The sequence below is a fragment of the Streptomyces sp. NPDC002467 genome, from assembly GCF_042889825.1.
Classification (GTDB): Bacteria; Actinomycetota; Actinomycetes; order Streptomycetales; family Streptomycetaceae; genus Streptomyces.
The window spans coordinates 269349-283881 of record NZ_JBIARJ010000004.1 but is presented as its reverse complement, the minus strand read 5'-3'; the positions used below and the strand labels follow the sequence as shown (position 1 = coordinate 283881).

The 14533-nt window shown below is 72.6% G+C and carries 10 protein-coding genes, 1 tRNA gene and 1 pseudogene; 5 read left to right on the top strand and 7 right to left on the bottom strand.

Translation table 11 applies throughout. The features are described from left to right. Positions 1-9: 9 nt before the first annotated feature. The 3 genes from ACFYYJ_RS10965 to ACFYYJ_RS10955 form a co-directional block, all read right to left on the bottom strand. Positions 10-1278: an ABC transporter substrate-binding protein gene (locus ACFYYJ_RS10965; protein WP_389130963.1), complete on the bottom strand. Its 1269-nt coding sequence runs from the start codon at positions 1276-1278 to the stop codon at positions 10-12. Positions 1279-1412: 134 nt separating this feature from the next. Next, the gene (locus tag ACFYYJ_RS10960; RefSeq protein ID WP_385366580.1) at positions 1413-3236 is read right to left on the bottom strand and encodes an AMP-dependent synthetase/ligase; all 1824 of its coding nucleotides are present in this window, start codon (positions 3234-3236) and stop codon (positions 1413-1415) included. A gap of 381 nt (positions 3237-3617) precedes the next feature. Then, positions 3618-4469, bottom strand: coding sequence for a LysR substrate-binding domain-containing protein (locus ACFYYJ_RS10955; RefSeq protein ID WP_389130960.1), 852 nt, complete (start codon positions 4467-4469; stop codon positions 3618-3620). A 443-nt stretch (positions 4470-4912) separates the two neighbouring features. On the opposite strand from ACFYYJ_RS10955, the gene ACFYYJ_RS10950 reads away from it, so the two are divergent. Further along, positions 4913-5956: a bile acid:sodium symporter family protein gene (locus ACFYYJ_RS10950; RefSeq protein ID WP_385365881.1), complete on the top strand. Its 1044-nt coding sequence runs from the start codon at positions 4913-4915 to the stop codon at positions 5954-5956. A 9-nt stretch (positions 5957-5965) separates the two neighbouring features. Beyond that, entirely contained in the window at positions 5966-6400 is a 435-nt protein-coding gene (locus ACFYYJ_RS10945; RefSeq protein ID WP_384751557.1) for a (2Fe-2S) ferredoxin domain-containing protein, read from the top strand. Between the two features lie 9 nt (positions 6401-6409). Here ACFYYJ_RS10945 and fdhD read toward each other — a convergent pair whose 3' ends face one another. Then, positions 6410-7237 carry a formate dehydrogenase accessory sulfurtransferase FdhD gene (gene fdhD, locus ACFYYJ_RS10940; RefSeq protein ID WP_385126652.1) on the bottom strand — a complete coding sequence of 276 codons (828 nt, stop codon included), beginning with the start codon at positions 7235-7237 and terminating at the stop codon, positions 6410-6412. A gap of 207 nt (positions 7238-7444) precedes the next feature. Here fdhD and ACFYYJ_RS10935 point away from each other — a divergent pair, with 207 nt between their 5' ends. Next, the gene (locus ACFYYJ_RS10935; RefSeq protein ID WP_384590090.1) at positions 7445-8386 is read left to right on the top strand and encodes a beta-ketoacyl-ACP synthase III; all 942 of its coding nucleotides are present in this window, start codon (positions 7445-7447) and stop codon (positions 8384-8386) included. Here the strand turns inward: ACFYYJ_RS10935 and ACFYYJ_RS10930 are convergent. Beyond that, entirely contained in the window at positions 8370-9533 is a 1164-nt protein-coding gene (locus ACFYYJ_RS10930) for a low temperature requirement protein A (RefSeq protein WP_389130954.1), read from the bottom strand. The two genes, ACFYYJ_RS10935 and ACFYYJ_RS10930, sit on opposite strands and share 17 nt — an antisense overlap. A gap of 210 nt (positions 9534-9743) precedes the next feature. On the opposite strand from ACFYYJ_RS10930, the gene ACFYYJ_RS10925 reads away from it, so the two are divergent. Next, positions 9744-9828 (top strand) — tRNA-Leu (locus tag ACFYYJ_RS10925). 390 nt (positions 9829-10218) lie between these two features. Here the strand turns inward: ACFYYJ_RS10925 and ACFYYJ_RS10920 are convergent. Further along, positions 10219-10965: pseudogene (locus ACFYYJ_RS10920) on the bottom strand (IclR family transcriptional regulator C-terminal domain-containing protein); the annotation flags it as partial. 854 nt (positions 10966-11819) lie between these two features. Then, complete coding sequence (locus ACFYYJ_RS10915) at positions 11820-12395, bottom strand: sigma factor-like helix-turn-helix DNA-binding protein (RefSeq protein WP_385126656.1); 576 nt, start codon at positions 12393-12395, stop codon at positions 11820-11822. Between the two features lie 344 nt (positions 12396-12739). On the opposite strand from ACFYYJ_RS10915, the gene metG reads away from it, so the two are divergent. Beyond that, complete coding sequence (gene metG / locus ACFYYJ_RS10910) at positions 12740-14455, top strand: methionine--tRNA ligase (RefSeq protein WP_385126658.1); 1716 nt, start codon at positions 12740-12742, stop codon at positions 14453-14455. Positions 14456-14533 lie beyond the last annotated feature (78 nt).

Here is a 14533-nt window from a genome sequence, read left to right as displayed (position 1 = left end):
GCCCCCGCCCTACTTGAAGGGGATGGGCTCGTGGCACTTGAACGGTACGGAGACCTCGTACGCGCCGTTCTTCAGCTGTACGAGCGCTCCGCAGCCGAAGCTGTCCTTCTGCCCCTTGGGCTCGGCCCGGTCGCCGACGAGCGTGCCCTTGTCGGAGAAGCCCTGCGCGGCGGCCTGGAAGGATTCGACGGTCAGGTCCTTGCCGGCCTTCTGGGCGATGGACACGAAGAGGTCGGCCGACATGTAGCCGGTCAGCATGTGCATGTTGAGCGGCACGTCCTGACCGCCCGCCGCGGCCTTGATGTCGGCCTTGAACTGCGCCATCTGCGGGTCGGTCGACTCGAACGGCTGGAACTGGAGCAGGACGTGCACCCCGTCGAGGGCCTGCTTGGTGGCGTCCTTGGCGAGCAGACCGGGGTCGTAGTCGGTCGGGTCGGACAGCACCCCCTTGTACCCGGCGCGCTTGAGTGCGGTGAACAACCCGATGTTGTTGGGGGTCTGCATGACGGAGACGACGGCGTCCGGCGCCTTGCCGCCCTCGCCCTCCAGGATGTCCTTCACGTACGCCGACCAGTCGCTCGGCACGGTCGTCGAGGGCACGGAGGCCTTGGCGTAGGACACCTTGAACCCGGCGCTGGTGAAGCCCTGCTGGAAGGTGCGGATGCCGAACTTCCCGGCGTCGCTGTCGTTGGCGATGATCGCGACCGACTTGCCCTGGGCGCCGCCGAGGACCTGGCCGATCCCCTCGGGCCAGGTCTGGTTGAGGGTGCCGCCGGGGGTGGGGACCAGGCAGCCGTTGAACCCGTAGATGTACTTGGGCCCGCAGAAGGACGGCAGGGTGCCCCAGCCGAAGGTGGGGACCTTCTCCTGCTCCAGGAAGTCCGCTCCGGAGAAGGTCACCGAACTCATGGGCGCGACGGCGAAGACCTTGTCCTGCTGGACGAGTTTGCGGGCGGCGGCGAGGTTCTTCGCCGGGTCCTGCCCGTCGTCCTCCGCCCCGAGGTACTCGATCTTGCGGCCGTTGACCCCGCCCTCGGCGTTGGCTCTCATGTAGCGGGCCTTGGCGCCGAGGTCGGTGTCCTTCTTGCTGTAGCCGCCGGCGCTGGTCATCGACACGATGCCGCCGACCTTGATCGACTCGGCGGTCACCCCGCGGCGGTCACCGGCGGCGCCGCTCGCCCCGCCCTTGTCGTTGCCGTTGGTGGAGGCGGAATTGCAGGCGGATACGAGCGCGAGGGCCGCTGCCGCGGCGGCCAGGGTGCGGATCGGACGCAACATGTCGGGGATCCCCTCCGGTCGGAATCCCCGCATTCTGTGCGTGACCTGACGGTCCGTCAATATCAATCACACGGTAAAGTGACGAACCGTCAGGTTGCGTTACAGGCCTCCGGGAGGAGCGGTGCCGAGGCAGGTCAGGACTCGTACAGCGCCGCGACTTCCTTCGCGTACGCCTTCTCGATCGCCCGGCGCTTGAGCTTCAGCGAGGGCGTCAACAGCCCCCGCTCCTCCGTGAACTGCCCGGCCAGCACACGGAAGGTGCGGATCGCCTCCGCCTGGGAGACCAGGGTGTTCGCGGCCACCACGGCCCGCCGGACCTCCGCCGTCAGCTCCGCGTCCCGCACCAGCTCCTCCGCCGGCCGCTGCGGCCGGCCGCGCATCGACAGCCAGTGCGCGATCCCCTCCATGTCCAGGGTGACCAGGGCCGCGATGTACGGCCGGTCGTTGCCCACGAGCACGCACTGCGAGACCAGCGGATGGGAACGGACCCGCTCCTCCAGCGCGGTCGGGGCCACGCTCTTGCCGTTGGAGGTCACCAGGATCTCCTTCTTGCGCCCGGTGATCGTCAGGTAGCCGTCCTCGTCCAGCCGCCCCAGGTCCCCCGTGGCCAGCCAGCCGCCGCGCAGCACCTCCTCCGTCGCCTTGGGGTCGCCCAGGTACCCGGAGAAGACGTGCCCGCCGTGCAGCCAGATCTCGCCGTCGTCCGCGATGTGCACGGTGCTGCCCGGGATCGGCCGCCCGACCGTGCCGTACTTCGTCGCACCGGGGGGATTCGCGGTGGCCGCCGCGCACGACTCCGTCAGGCCGTACCCCTCGAAGACCGTGATCCCCGCGCCGTCGAAGAAGAGCCCGAGGCGGCGCGACATCGCCGACCCGCCCGACATGGCGTGCCGCACCCGACCGCCCAGCGCCTCGCGGACCTTCCCGTAGACGAGCTTCTCGAAGAGCTGGTGCTCCATCCGCAGCCCGGCCGAGGGACCGGGCCCGGTGCCGAAGGCCTTCTGCTCGCGCGCTTCCGCGTACCGCACGGCCGTTTCCACCGCCCGGTCGAAGGGCCCCGTACGCCCCTCCGCCTCCGCCTTGCGGCGGGCCGCCGCGAAGACCTTCTCGAAGACGTACGGGACCCCCAGCACGAACGTCGGCCGGAACGCCGCGAGGTCCGGCAGCAGTTCGGCCGCCGCCAGCACCGGCTGGTGCCCCAGCTTGACCCGCGCCCGGACGGCGGCCACCTCCACCATCCGCCCGAAGACGTGCGCCAGCGGAAGGAAGAGCAGGGTCGACGGCTGCTCGCCCTGCCTGGCCTGGAACACGGACTCCCAGCGGCTGACCAGGGTGTCGGTCTCGTACATGAAGTTCGCGTGCGTGAGCACGCACCCCTTGGGGCGGCCGGTGGTCCCGGAGGTGTAGATGACGGTGGCGGTCGCGTCGGGGGTCACCGCGCGGCGGTGCCGGTGCACCACGTCCTCGGCGACCCCGGCCCCGTCCGCGACGAGTTCCCCGACCGCGCCCGAGTCGAGCTGCCAGAGCCTGCGCAGCATGGGGAGCCCGTCGATGACCGATCCCACCGTCATCGCCTGGTCCTCGTTCTCCACGACGCAGGCCGTGCACGCGGAGTCGTACAGGATCCACTGCACCTGCTCGGCGGAGGCGGTCGGGTAGACGGGGACGGGCTGGGCGCCGACCGCCCACAGCGCGAAGTCGAAGAGCGTCCACTCGTACCGGGTACGGGACATGATCGCGACCCGGTCCCCGAACCGCACCCCTTGCGCCAGCAGTCCCTTGGCGAGCGCCAGCACCTCGGCGGCCAGCTCCCCGGACGTCACGTCCTGCCAGTCCCCGCCGGTCTTGCGTCCCAGGACCACCCGGTCGGGCTCCTGCCGCGCGTACTGGAACACGACGTCGGCCAGCCCGCCGACGGGCGTGCCCGTGACGACGGGTGGGACGGTGATCTCCCTCAAGCCCCCGCTCCTCTCCGCGCGCCGCGGTGAACGTACCGCACGGTAAACAACGGTTGATCACCTTGCGGATACCTCCACAAGACCTCCCCAGAGCCCCGCTTGCCGATGCCGGTGGCCCTGCACCCGGACCCCCGCGCCTCAAACGCCGGCGGGGCTGGATGTGCCCCTGGGCGCGGCACATCCAGCCCGTCCGGCGTTTGAGGACCGGGGGTCCGGGGCGGGGCCCCGATCCTGCAGCCTCGCCGGCGTTTGAGGCGCGGGGTCGGGGGCGGAGCCCCGGGAAACGGAGAAAGGGCGGGGCGGGGGCCGGCTCCGCGCAGCGGCACCCGCACCTGCACTCGCAGCCACACCCGCACCCACACCCGCACCCGGAGACCGCGGTCAGCCGCTCCGGCTCAGCCGGTCCGCACCCGACAGCACGGCCGCCGCCAAGGCCTCCGCGGCGGCCGACGGACGCGCCCCGCGCAGCAGCGCGAAATCCACCGGACCGAGCTCCGGCAGCCCGCCGACCCGCACCAGCCCCGGCGGGATCAACCCCCGCGTATGGGCCATCACGCCCAGCCCGGCCCGGGCCGCCGCGATCAGCCCGCTCAGGCTGCCGCTCGTGCACGCGATCCGCCACGCCCGCCCTTCCCGCTCCAGCACCTCCAGCGCTCGGGCCCGGGTGATCCCCGGGGGCGGGAACACGATCAGCGGGACCGGCCGCTCGGGATCCACCCGGAGCCCCTCCGCCCCGATCCACACCATCCGGTCCCGCCACACGAGCCGCCCCCGCTCGTCCCCGGGCCCGCGCCGTTTGGCCAGCACCAGGTCGAGGCGCCCGGCGTCGAGCCGCTCGTGGAGGGTGCCCGAGAGCTCCACCGACAGTTCGAGGTCCACCTCGGGGTGCTCGTGCCGGAAGCCCTCCAGGATCTCCGGCAGCCGGGTCAGCACGAAGTCCTCCGAGGCCCCGAAACGCAGCCGCCCCTGCAGCCGCGTCCCGGTGAAGAAGGCCGCCGCCCGCTCGTGGGCCTCCAGGATGGTGCGCGCGAAGCCGAGCATCGCCTCGCCGTCCTCGGTCAGCTCCACGCTGTGCGTGTCCCGGACGAACAGGGGCCGGCCCGTCGCCTCCTCCAGCCGCCGCACGTGCTGACTGACGGTGGACTGCCGCACGCCGAGCCGTCCGGCGGCCTGCGTGAAGCTCAGCGTCTGCGCCACGGTGAGGAAGGTGCGCAGCTGGACGGGGTCGTACATACCGCCCAGGCTACGCCGGTCATCACGTCGAGCGATGACAGTGAGCACGGTGTACGGGTTTCCCGATCACCGCTCACCCCCGGAGGATGGAGGCAGACAATCCGCACGCCCGGACCTGCCGGCCCGGGCGCCCGGCGTCCGGGGCCATCCGAAGGCACCGACCCCGGAACCGCCGCCCGTCACGCGATCAACCGCGCCCGCAAGGCGCGGTGCCCACAGGGCACGGCACCCGCACCCACCCACCCGCACCGCCTGCGCCCGCAAGGCAAGGCACCCGACCCGACAGGCGCCACAAGGCACCGGCACCCGACACCGCCCGCGCCGGCAAGGCGCCGCCACCCGCCCCGGCCCGCGCCCGCAAGGCACCGGCACCCGACACCGCCCCGCCGCAAGGCATGGGCACCGGCCCCCGCCCCCGCCCCCGACAGCAAAAGGCACCGCACATGCGCCGCCCGCACCTTCCCGCCCGGCTGCCCCTGGATCCGTACATCCTGGCCCTCCTCGGCACCGTCGGCCTCGCCGCCCTGCTGCCCGCACGCGGGCCGGCCGCCACCGTCGCCGAGGGTGCCTCCACCGCGGCCGTGGCGCTGCTCTTCTTCCTCTACGGCGCCCGCCTCTCCACCCGCGAGGCCCTGGACGGACTGCGTCACTGGCGGCTCCACCTCACCGTGCTCGCCTGCACCTTCGTCCTCTTCCCCCTCCTCGGCCTGGCGGCACGCGGCCTCGTCCCCACCCTCCTCACGCCCCCGCTCTACAGCGGTCTGCTCTTCCTCTGCCTGGTCCCCTCGACCATCCAGTCCTCCATCGCCTTCACCTCGATCGCCCGGGGCAACGTCCCCGCCGCGATCTGCGCCGGTTCCTTCTCCAGCCTCGCCGGGATCCTGATCACCCCGCTCCTGGCCGCCGGCCTGCTCGGCGGGGACGCGGGCGGCTTCTCCGCGGACTCCCTCGTCAAGATCGTCCTCCAGCTCCTGCTGCCCTTCCTCCTCGGCCAGGCCCTGCGCCCCTGGGTCGGCGGCTTCCTCGTGCGCAACAAGAAGGTGCTCGGCTACGTCGACCGCGGCTCGATCCTGCTCGTCGTGTACGCGGCCTTCAGCGCGGGCATGGCCGCCGGGATCTGGCACCAGGTCAGCCTCCCGCGCCTCGGCGCCCTGATGGCGGTGGAAGCGGTCCTCCTCGCCGTGATGCTCCTCGTCACCTGGTACGGGTCCGCACGGCTCGGGTTCGGCCGCGCCGACCGCGTCGCCATCCAGTTCGCCGGGTCGAAGAAGAGCCTCGCCGCCGGACTCCCCATGGCCAGCGTCCTGTTCGGCGCCCAGGCGAGCCTCGCGGTGCTGCCGCTGATGCTGTTCCACCAGATGCAGCTGATGGTGTGCGCCGTCCTCGCCCGCCGCCGCGCCCAGGACCCGCAGGAGCCCGGCGACGGCGCCGACCGTGTGGCGGAGGTCTCCCTCCCGTCCGGACAGCGCACGGGCCAGGCCCGATAACGTTCGGTGGTGACCTGGATACGCCCGCTCGCCGCCCACGCCGAACGCCCCTGCACCCTGGTCGTCTGCCGCGGCTGCTGCTGCGGCGACCCGGGCAAGAACCCCGGCACCGACCACGCCGGACAGCTCGCCCGGCTGCGCGAGGCCGCCGCGGCCTCCGGGGGCCGGCTGGCCGTCCGTACGAGCGACTGCCTCGGCCCCTGTGCCCAGGCCAACGTCATCGTGGTCCAGCCCACCAGCGAGGCCCGTCGCCGCGGGGCGCGCGCGGCCTGGTTCGGCTGGGCCCTGGACGACACCGCCACCGACGAGATCATCGCCTGGGCCGAGTCCGGCGGCCCCGGCACCGCCCCGGTCCCGGCCACCCTGGACCTCCACCGCATCGAGCCCCCGGAGCCCGCCCCGGCCCCGAACTCCACCCGCCGAGGCCGCCGAGGCCGCCGCTGAGACCGGCCCCTACCGAATGATCCGCTCGTCGCCCGCGTAGATGTTCATGTCCGGCCCCCGCAGGAACCCGACGAGCGTCATGCCCGACTCCAGCGCCAGGTCAACGGCGAGGGAGGACGGCGCGGAGACCGCCGCGAGGACCGGTATGCCCGCCATCACGGCCTTCTGGACCAGCTCGAAGGAGGCCCGGCCCGACACCAGCAGGACCGCCCCCGCCAGGGGGAGCCGTCCCGCCTGGAGGGCCCGGCCGATTATCTTGTCCACCGCGTTGTGCCGGCCCACGTCCTCCCGCAGGTCCAGCAGCTCGCCCCGCGCCGTGAACAGCCCGGCCGCGTGCAGCCCGCCCGTGCGGTCGAAGACCTTCTGGGCGGCACGCAGCTCGTCCGGGAGCCCGGCGAGGACCTCCACCGGCACCCGGACCGGATCGGCCGCGGCCCCCGGGAACCGGGTCGCGGTACGGACCGCGTCCAGGCTCGCCTTCCCGCACAGGCCGCAGGAGGAGGTGGTGTAGACGTTCCGCTCCAGCGTGATGTCCGGCACCGGAACGCCGGCGGCCAACTGCACGTTGACGACGTTGTACGTGTTGGAGCCGTCCTCGGTCGCGCCCTCGCAGTAGGTGACGGCCTGCACGTCCGAGGCCGCCCCCAGCACGCCCTCGCTCACGAGGAAACCCACCGCCAGCGCGAAGTCGTCACCCGGGGTCCGCATGGTGATGGCCAGCGGTTTTCCGTTCAGGCGGATCTCCAGGGGCTCCTCGGCCACCAGCGTGTCCGGGCGCACACCCGCCACTCCGCCCCGGATCCGGACGACGCGACGGCGCTCGGTGACCCGTCCCATGGTGATCAGTCCAACCTTCTGTTTCCTCGTCCGCAACCGACGGACTCATTGTCCCGGTTCCGCTTCCGGCGCCGCTCCCGGCAGGTGGATCCTCGGGAATCTCCAAAATGCAGCCCCGGAATCCTGTCGGGTCACACGCACACGTACCCATCAGTAGCAGGCAAAGCTGGGTGATCCTGACTTCCGTACGTAGGGGGGACCCCGCCCATGACCGGTTCACGAGTGGTGGCGCTAGGGCACTACCAGCCCGCGAAAGTGCTCACCAACGAGGACCTCGCGGCCATGGTCGACACCACCGACGAGTGGATCCGTTCCCGCGTCGGCATCCGCACCCGCCACATCGCGGGCCCGGAAGAGCCCGTCGACGAGCTGGCCTTCCAGGCCGCGGGCAAGGCACTGGCCGGCGCCGGTCTGACCCCGGACGACATCGACCTCGTCCTCGTCGCCACCTCCACCGCGATCGACCGCTCGCCCAACATGGCCGCCCGCGTGGCCGCCAAGCTGGGCATGGGCGGCGGCCCCGCCGTGATGGACATCAACGTCGTCTGCTCGGGCTTCACCCACGCCCTGGCCACCGCCGACCACGCCATCCGGGCCGGCTCGGCCACCCGCGCGCTGGTGATCGGCGCGGACAAGATGACCGAGATCACCGACTGGAGCGACCGCACCACCTGCGTGCTCACCGGCGACGGCGCCGGCGCGGCCGTCGTCGAGGCCTGCGACGAGCCCGGCATCGGCCCCGTGCTGTGGGGCTCGGTCCCGGAGATGGGCAACGCCGTCCGCATCGAGGGCTCGCCGCCGGTCTTCGCGCAGGAGGGTCAGTCCGTCTACCGCTGGACCACCAGCCAGCTCCCGCCGCTCGCCCGCAAGGTCTGCGAGAAGGCAGGGATCCTGCCGGAGGACCTGGCCGCGGTCGTCCTGCACCAGGCCAACCTGAGGATCATCGAGCCCCTCGCCGCCAAGATCGGCGCCGTCAACGCCGTCGTCGCCCGCGACGTCGTCGACTCCGGCAACACCTCGGCCGGCAGCATTCCGATGGCCCTGTCCAAGCTGGTCCAGCGCGGCGAGATCCCCTCCGGAGCCCCCGTCCTCCTCTTCGGCTTCGGCGGAAACCTCTCCTACGCGGGCCAGGTCATCCGCTGCCCCTGATCCCGGAAGTCCGTGCGGCGCGCCCCTCCACGGCCAGCGCGCCGACGAGCACCAGTACCAGCGCCACCAGCTGCCACGCGCCGCCCAGCCGCATCCCGGCGGCGGCGGTGGCCAGCACCGGCACGACGGCCCCCGCGCGGAAGCGGACGGGCCGTACGCCGAGCACCAGCCGGAAGGCGACGTCCCCGGCCAGGTAGCAGGCCACCCCGCCCGCGAGGGCGAGGGCCGGGCCCGCGGCGAGGTGCTCCCCGAGGTGCCCGATGGTCTTCTTCACGCCCGCCGAGAAGCCGGCGATTCCCAGCAGCATCGGAATGAACGCGTAGTAGTACGCGCGCAGCGCCAGTTTGAAACGGCCCTCGGGCGGCGTTCCCGCGAACACCTGCTCGGCCCGGCCCTCGTCGCGTACGAAGTACATCCACCACAGGGCCGCCCCGACGGCCAGCGTCAGGAACGCGCCCGTGACGATCCCGAGGGTCGGCGGCACCGAACCCACCCCGATGCCGATCGCGATCACGGACTCGCCGAACACGATGATCAGCAGCAGCCCGTGCCGTTCCACGAAGTGCGGGGCGCTGATCGCACCGTGTTGGTCCCCGTCCTCGGCCCCCGGCCCCCTGGCGGCCAGCCACCGCACGATGTGGGCCGTGACGAACTGCAGCGCCAGCGCCAGCACCCACAGCCCCCACGCGGCCGGCCCGTCGAACAGCCCGGCCGCGGTCACCGACAGCGCGGACAGCGCGTTCGGCAGCGCGAACCAGACCACCCCGCGCCCGTGGGCCTCCGTGAACAGCGCGGCGTGCACCAGCACGACCATCAGATAGCCCAGCCCGAAGGCCACACCACCGTCCCCGAAGGCGGTCGGCACGGCCAGCGCGCAGACCAGGAACGCCCCCATGGCCAGCAGGAGCAGCACCCTGCGCACGGGCCGGTCCGGCGGCACCTGGTTGGTCAGGTAGGCGTAGCCCCCGTACATCCAGAACAACACCGTGAAGATCAGCAGCACCTGCCCCGCGCTCCGCGGGCCGATGTCGTCCGCCAGCAGCACCGTCAGCTGGGTGATCGTGAAGACGAAGACGAGGTCGAAGAAGAGCTCCAACGTACTGACGCGGTGCTCGGTTCGCTGCTCGCTTCGGTGCTCGGTTTCCATGCGCGGCTCCCCCCGGATGTGTGCGCCCACATACGACCGCCCGGGGCACCCCGCTGTCCACCCGATCTCGCCATCCGGGAGCCGCTCTCCGCATGCCCGCAGGTCAGCACGGCGTGGCGGAAGACGGGCCGCTCGGATAAGTGGTCCGAGCCCCGTCAATCCTTTGCTATTGTTGTCCATGTCGCCGCGGGAAACCGGGGCGGTCACCTGGTCCGGGTGGCGGAATGGCAGACGCGCTAGCTTGAGGTGCTAGTGCCCTTTATCGGGCGTGGGGGTTCAAGTCCCCCCTCGGACACACAAAGAAGAACCCCACTCCGGTGGGGTTCTTCTGCGTTTGCGGACGGTTCTCCCGTCCGGGTGCGTCCTCGTACGTCCTTCAGGTGCGCAGCACCACCAACCCGCCCGGTGTCGTCAGGCTGCCCGGGGTGACCGGGGTGAAGGTGTGGGGGAGGGCCAGGTCGGGCCCGCCGGTCGCGGCGGCGTCGAAGAGGTACGCCGCGCCCGCCTCGGAGTCGCTGACCAGATGGGGGCCGTCGGCCGCGGCGGCGGCGCCCGTCAGCGGGGTCCGGAACAGCCGCCGCAGATGGCGCAGGGTCTCCGCGGTGACCGGGGACTTCACCGGCTGGGGCGAAGCCGGGGCCGGATCCCAGGGCGTGGCGGGGGCGTCCGGCGGGATCGCCCCCGACAGGAGGAGCGCCAGCAGGACCGGGACGGCCTTGCGACGCAGGGCGTCCGTTGCCGGGCGCAGCCGGTGGGCGTGGGTCGCGGGCAGGGAGAGCGCGAGGCTTCCGGCGGCGTCGCCGGTGGCGATCGGGACCGCCGAGCAGACGACCCCCGGGGCGTATTCGCGCAGGTCGAAGACGGGCGCGCCGGGAGCGACGGCGTCCAGGGCGGTGAACAGGGCCCGGCTGTCGGTGATCGTCCGCGCGGTGAGCCGGGCCGGCCGGTGGCGGGCCACGTGGTCGGCCCGCCGGTCGTGGTCGAGCTGGGTCAGGAGGCACTTGCCGACCGCGCTGGCGTGCGCGGCGTCCCGGAAGTCCACCCACTCCCGCACCGGCGGGGCCCCCGGCCCGTCCGCCATCTGCGTGATCCGGACCTCGCCCCCCGCGTAGCGGCTCAGGTACACGGCGGCGCCCGCGCTGTCCCGGGCCAGGGCCAGGGTCCGCTGGAGCTGGCCCGCCAGGCCGTGGCGGCCGGGAGCCGCGAGCCGGTCGAGGGCGGGCCCGCGCCCGTACACCCCCGCGCCGGGCCGGTACGCGTACTCCTCTTCGCACAGCATGGACAGCAGCGGGCGCAGCTCCGCCTCGGCCAGACCGGTCTCCCGCCCCAGCTGCGCGGTCCGCACACCGAGCGGATGCCGTTCGAGGACCCGTACGACGGCCAGCGCGCGCCGCGCCTCCGCCAGGGCCTCGCCGGCCCCCGCCTGGACCACCGTGCCGCGCGCGGCGGCCGTCAGCGCCGGGTGGCGCAGCGGACCGACGGCCGACCGGGAGGCGGCCGGAGCCGCGGCCCCGGCGGGCGGCGTCACCGTGACCACGGGCACCGGCAGCAGCGGCCGGAACGCGGCCAGCACCCCGGACAACCCGGGCCTCGGCAGCGGCACCGGCCCCAGATCGGGGTCGTCGAGCTGGTCCACGTACCGCAGGACGGCCGCCTGCGCGCACAGCCGCACCTCCCGCAGGTCCCGTCGGCCGCCCGGCCGGAAGCCGCGCCGGCCCAGCTCGCGCGCCCAGTGCCGGGCGTCGTGGTGCTCGCCGCGCCGGGAGTGGTCGAGGAAGAGGCAGTAGGCGGCGGCCGTGGTCCGCGCGGTGCCCCAGCCGGCGGCGAACTGCCACCAGAAGAGGGCGCCCTCGCGCAGCCCCGCCAGGTGCAGCACGCAGCCGAACACGGTGGCCCCGGCCAGGTCGGTGCGCCCGCCCGTCACGAAGGAGTCCAACTGCGCGACGGCCTTGGGCGCGCACACGGCGGCCAGGCAGGCGGCCTTGAGGTCGCGCCGGGCCCGTTCGGCGTCCAGTGGACAGTCCCGCGTCGGGTCGCTCCACCCGAAGGCGGCGCGGCGCCGGGCGCGGTGTCCGGGGACGGGCGTGTGCGGGGTGGCGCGCAGCAGCCGGGCCTCGGCCGCGCCGAGGTCGTAGTGCGGGTAGCGGTCGCGGACGCCCGCCCGGGCCAGGAACCGGGCCAGGGAGCGGGTGGTCTCATCGCCGTCCCGCCCGTCGCGTCCGTCCCGCCCGTCCCGCCCGTCGCGCGGGTCGCCTGCGTCGTGAGGGTCCTGCCGTTCGTTTCGCTTCATGAGCCGGCTGATTCCGCGGAGTCGGCGCCGTCGGGACGGCCGACCGGATCCGCTGACGTGTCGAGCAGGCGGGCGAGCCGCCGGTGGGCCTGGCCGAGGTAGGAGCGGACGGTGGCCTCGTCCACGCCCATCACCGCGGCGGCCTCGCCGGGCGAGCAGCGCAGTCCGTACCGCAGGAGTACGGCGTCGCGCTGGCGCTCGGCCAGCCGGGAGACCGCGGAGTAGAAGCGGATGGTGTCGGTCAGCACCTCGTACCGGTCGGCGTGCGCCTCCTTGAGCGCGGCCTCGAAGGCACTGATGTCCATCGGCTCCGGCCGCCGCCGCCAGGGGTTGAGCAGGTGCTGCCGGCCGACTATGCACTGTTTGAGGACGGTCCAGGCGTAGGCGTCGAGGCGGTCCATGTGGAGCATCCGGAGCCACTCGCCCATGATCGAGTCGAAGGCGGCGTCCACCGCTTCCTCCGCCGCCGCGTCCGATCCCAGCTGCAGGTACGCGAAACGCATGTACGCGGGCCGCCTGTTCGCGTGGAACGCCCAGTACGAGACGCGCGCAGCCGGATCCCACTGGCTCATGGGTGTCGGCCGTCGCCGTCGGCTCGGCAGTCCCACGGCCCCACCGGACTCCTCCGGTCCGCCATCGCTCACCGTTCCACCTCATCCCCTGTGCGGGAACAGGAAATCAGCGCGGGCGCACTCCGGGGGCGCAGAGCGGAAACCTGGAAATATTACGTTCGGTGATGATCGCGTCGTGATCGAAGTCGATCGCGCGGGGGTTCCGCGGGACGCCCGCGCATATGCCCGTCACCCGTCCCTGCACGTCGCCGTGGACCCGGCCGCCTGTAGCATGGGCCCCCTATCCGGATCGTCACGTCACGTAGCACCGCACGTACCGTACAAATGAAATGGAGCATCCGAGGATGGCTCGACACCTGATCACCAGCGCGCTTCCCTACATCAACGGGATCAAGCACCTGGGCAACATGGTCGGGTCGATGCTTCCGGCGGATGTGTACTCCCGGTACCTCCGCCAGCGCGGCCACGACGTCCTGTACATCTGCGCCACCGACGAGCACGGCACCCCCGCCGAGCTCGCCGCCAAGGAGGCCGGCCTCTCGGTCGCCGAGTTCTGCGCGCAGGCCCACGACGCCCAGAAGGCGGTCTACGACGGCTTCGAGCTGTCCTTCGACTACTTCGGCCGCAGCTCCTCCGAGCAGAACCGCGAGATCACCCAGCACTTCGCGCGCAAGCTCCAGGAGAACGGCTTCATCGAGGAGCGCGCGATCCGGCAGGTCTACTCGCCGGTCGACGGCCGCTTCCTGCCGGACCGCTACGTCGAGGGCACCTGCCCGCACTGCGGCTACGACAAGGCCCGCGGCGACCAGTGCGAGAACTGCACCCGCGTCCTGGACCCCACGGACCTGATCGAGCCCCGCTCGGCCATCTCCGGCTCCACCGAGCTCGAAGTCCGCGAGACCAAGCACCTCTTCCTGCTGCAGTCCAAGCTCCAGCACGAGGTCGAGGCCTGGGTCTCGGAGCACGAGGAGGAGTGGCCGCAGCTCGCCTCCTCCATCGCCCGCAAGTGGCTGACCGAGGGCCTGCACGACCGCGCCATCACCCGCGACCTCGACTGGGGCGTCCCGGTCCCGGCCGACACCTGGCCGGAGCTCGCCGCCGAGGGCAAGGTCTTCTACGTGTGGTTCGACGCGCCGATCGAGTACATCGGCTCGACGAAGGAGTGGGCCGATCTGGACCCGGCCGGCCGCGACTACAAGTCGTGGTGGTACGAGGCCGAGGACGTCCGCTACACCCAGTTCATGGCCAAGGACAACGTCCCGTTCCACACGGTGATGTTCCCCGCCACCGAGCTGGCCACCCGCGAGCCGTGGAAGAAGGTCGACTACGTCAAGGCCTTCAACTGGCTGACGTACTACGGCGGCAAGTTCTCCACCTCGCAGAAGCGCGGCGTCTTCACCGACCAGGCGCTGGAGATCCTGCCCGCCGACTTCTGGCGCTACTTCCTCATCGCCAACGCGCCCGAGTCCGACGACTCGTCCTTCACGTGGGAGCACTTCGCCGCCACGGTCAACAAGGACCTCGGGGGCACCCTCGGCAACTTCGTCAACCGCGTGCTCACCTTCTCCCGAAAGAAGTTCGGCGACGAGGTCCCCGCGGGCAGCCCGGCGGGCGAGGCGGAGGCGAAGCTCGGCGAGCAGATCGCCGAACTGCTGGCCGAGTACGAGGGCCACATGGAGGCCCTCCAGTACCGCAAGGCCGCGGCCGCGCTGCGCGCCCTGTGGTCGGCGGGCAACGCGTACCTGGACGAGAAGGCCCCCTGGCTGGAGGTCAAGACCGACCTGGAGGCCGCCGCGCTCACCCTGCGCACCGCGATGAACCTCATCCACCTGTACTCGGTGGTCTCCGAGCCCTTCATCCCGGCCTCGGCGCGGGCCATGCGCACCTCCTTCGCGCTGGCCGACGACACCACGACCTGGATCACGCCGGACCAGGCCAAGGCCCTGGACGCGGTCCCGGCCGGAACCCCGTTCACGGTGCCGCCGGTGCTCTTCGCGCGGGTGACCGAGGAGGACCTGGAGTCCTACCGCGAGCGCTTCGGCGGCTCCCCGGAGGCCTGAGCCCCCGGCGCACGCACGACGCACTGCGCAAGCGTGAGGGCGCGCCCCCTCCCGGCCACGGCCGGGAGGGGGCGCGCC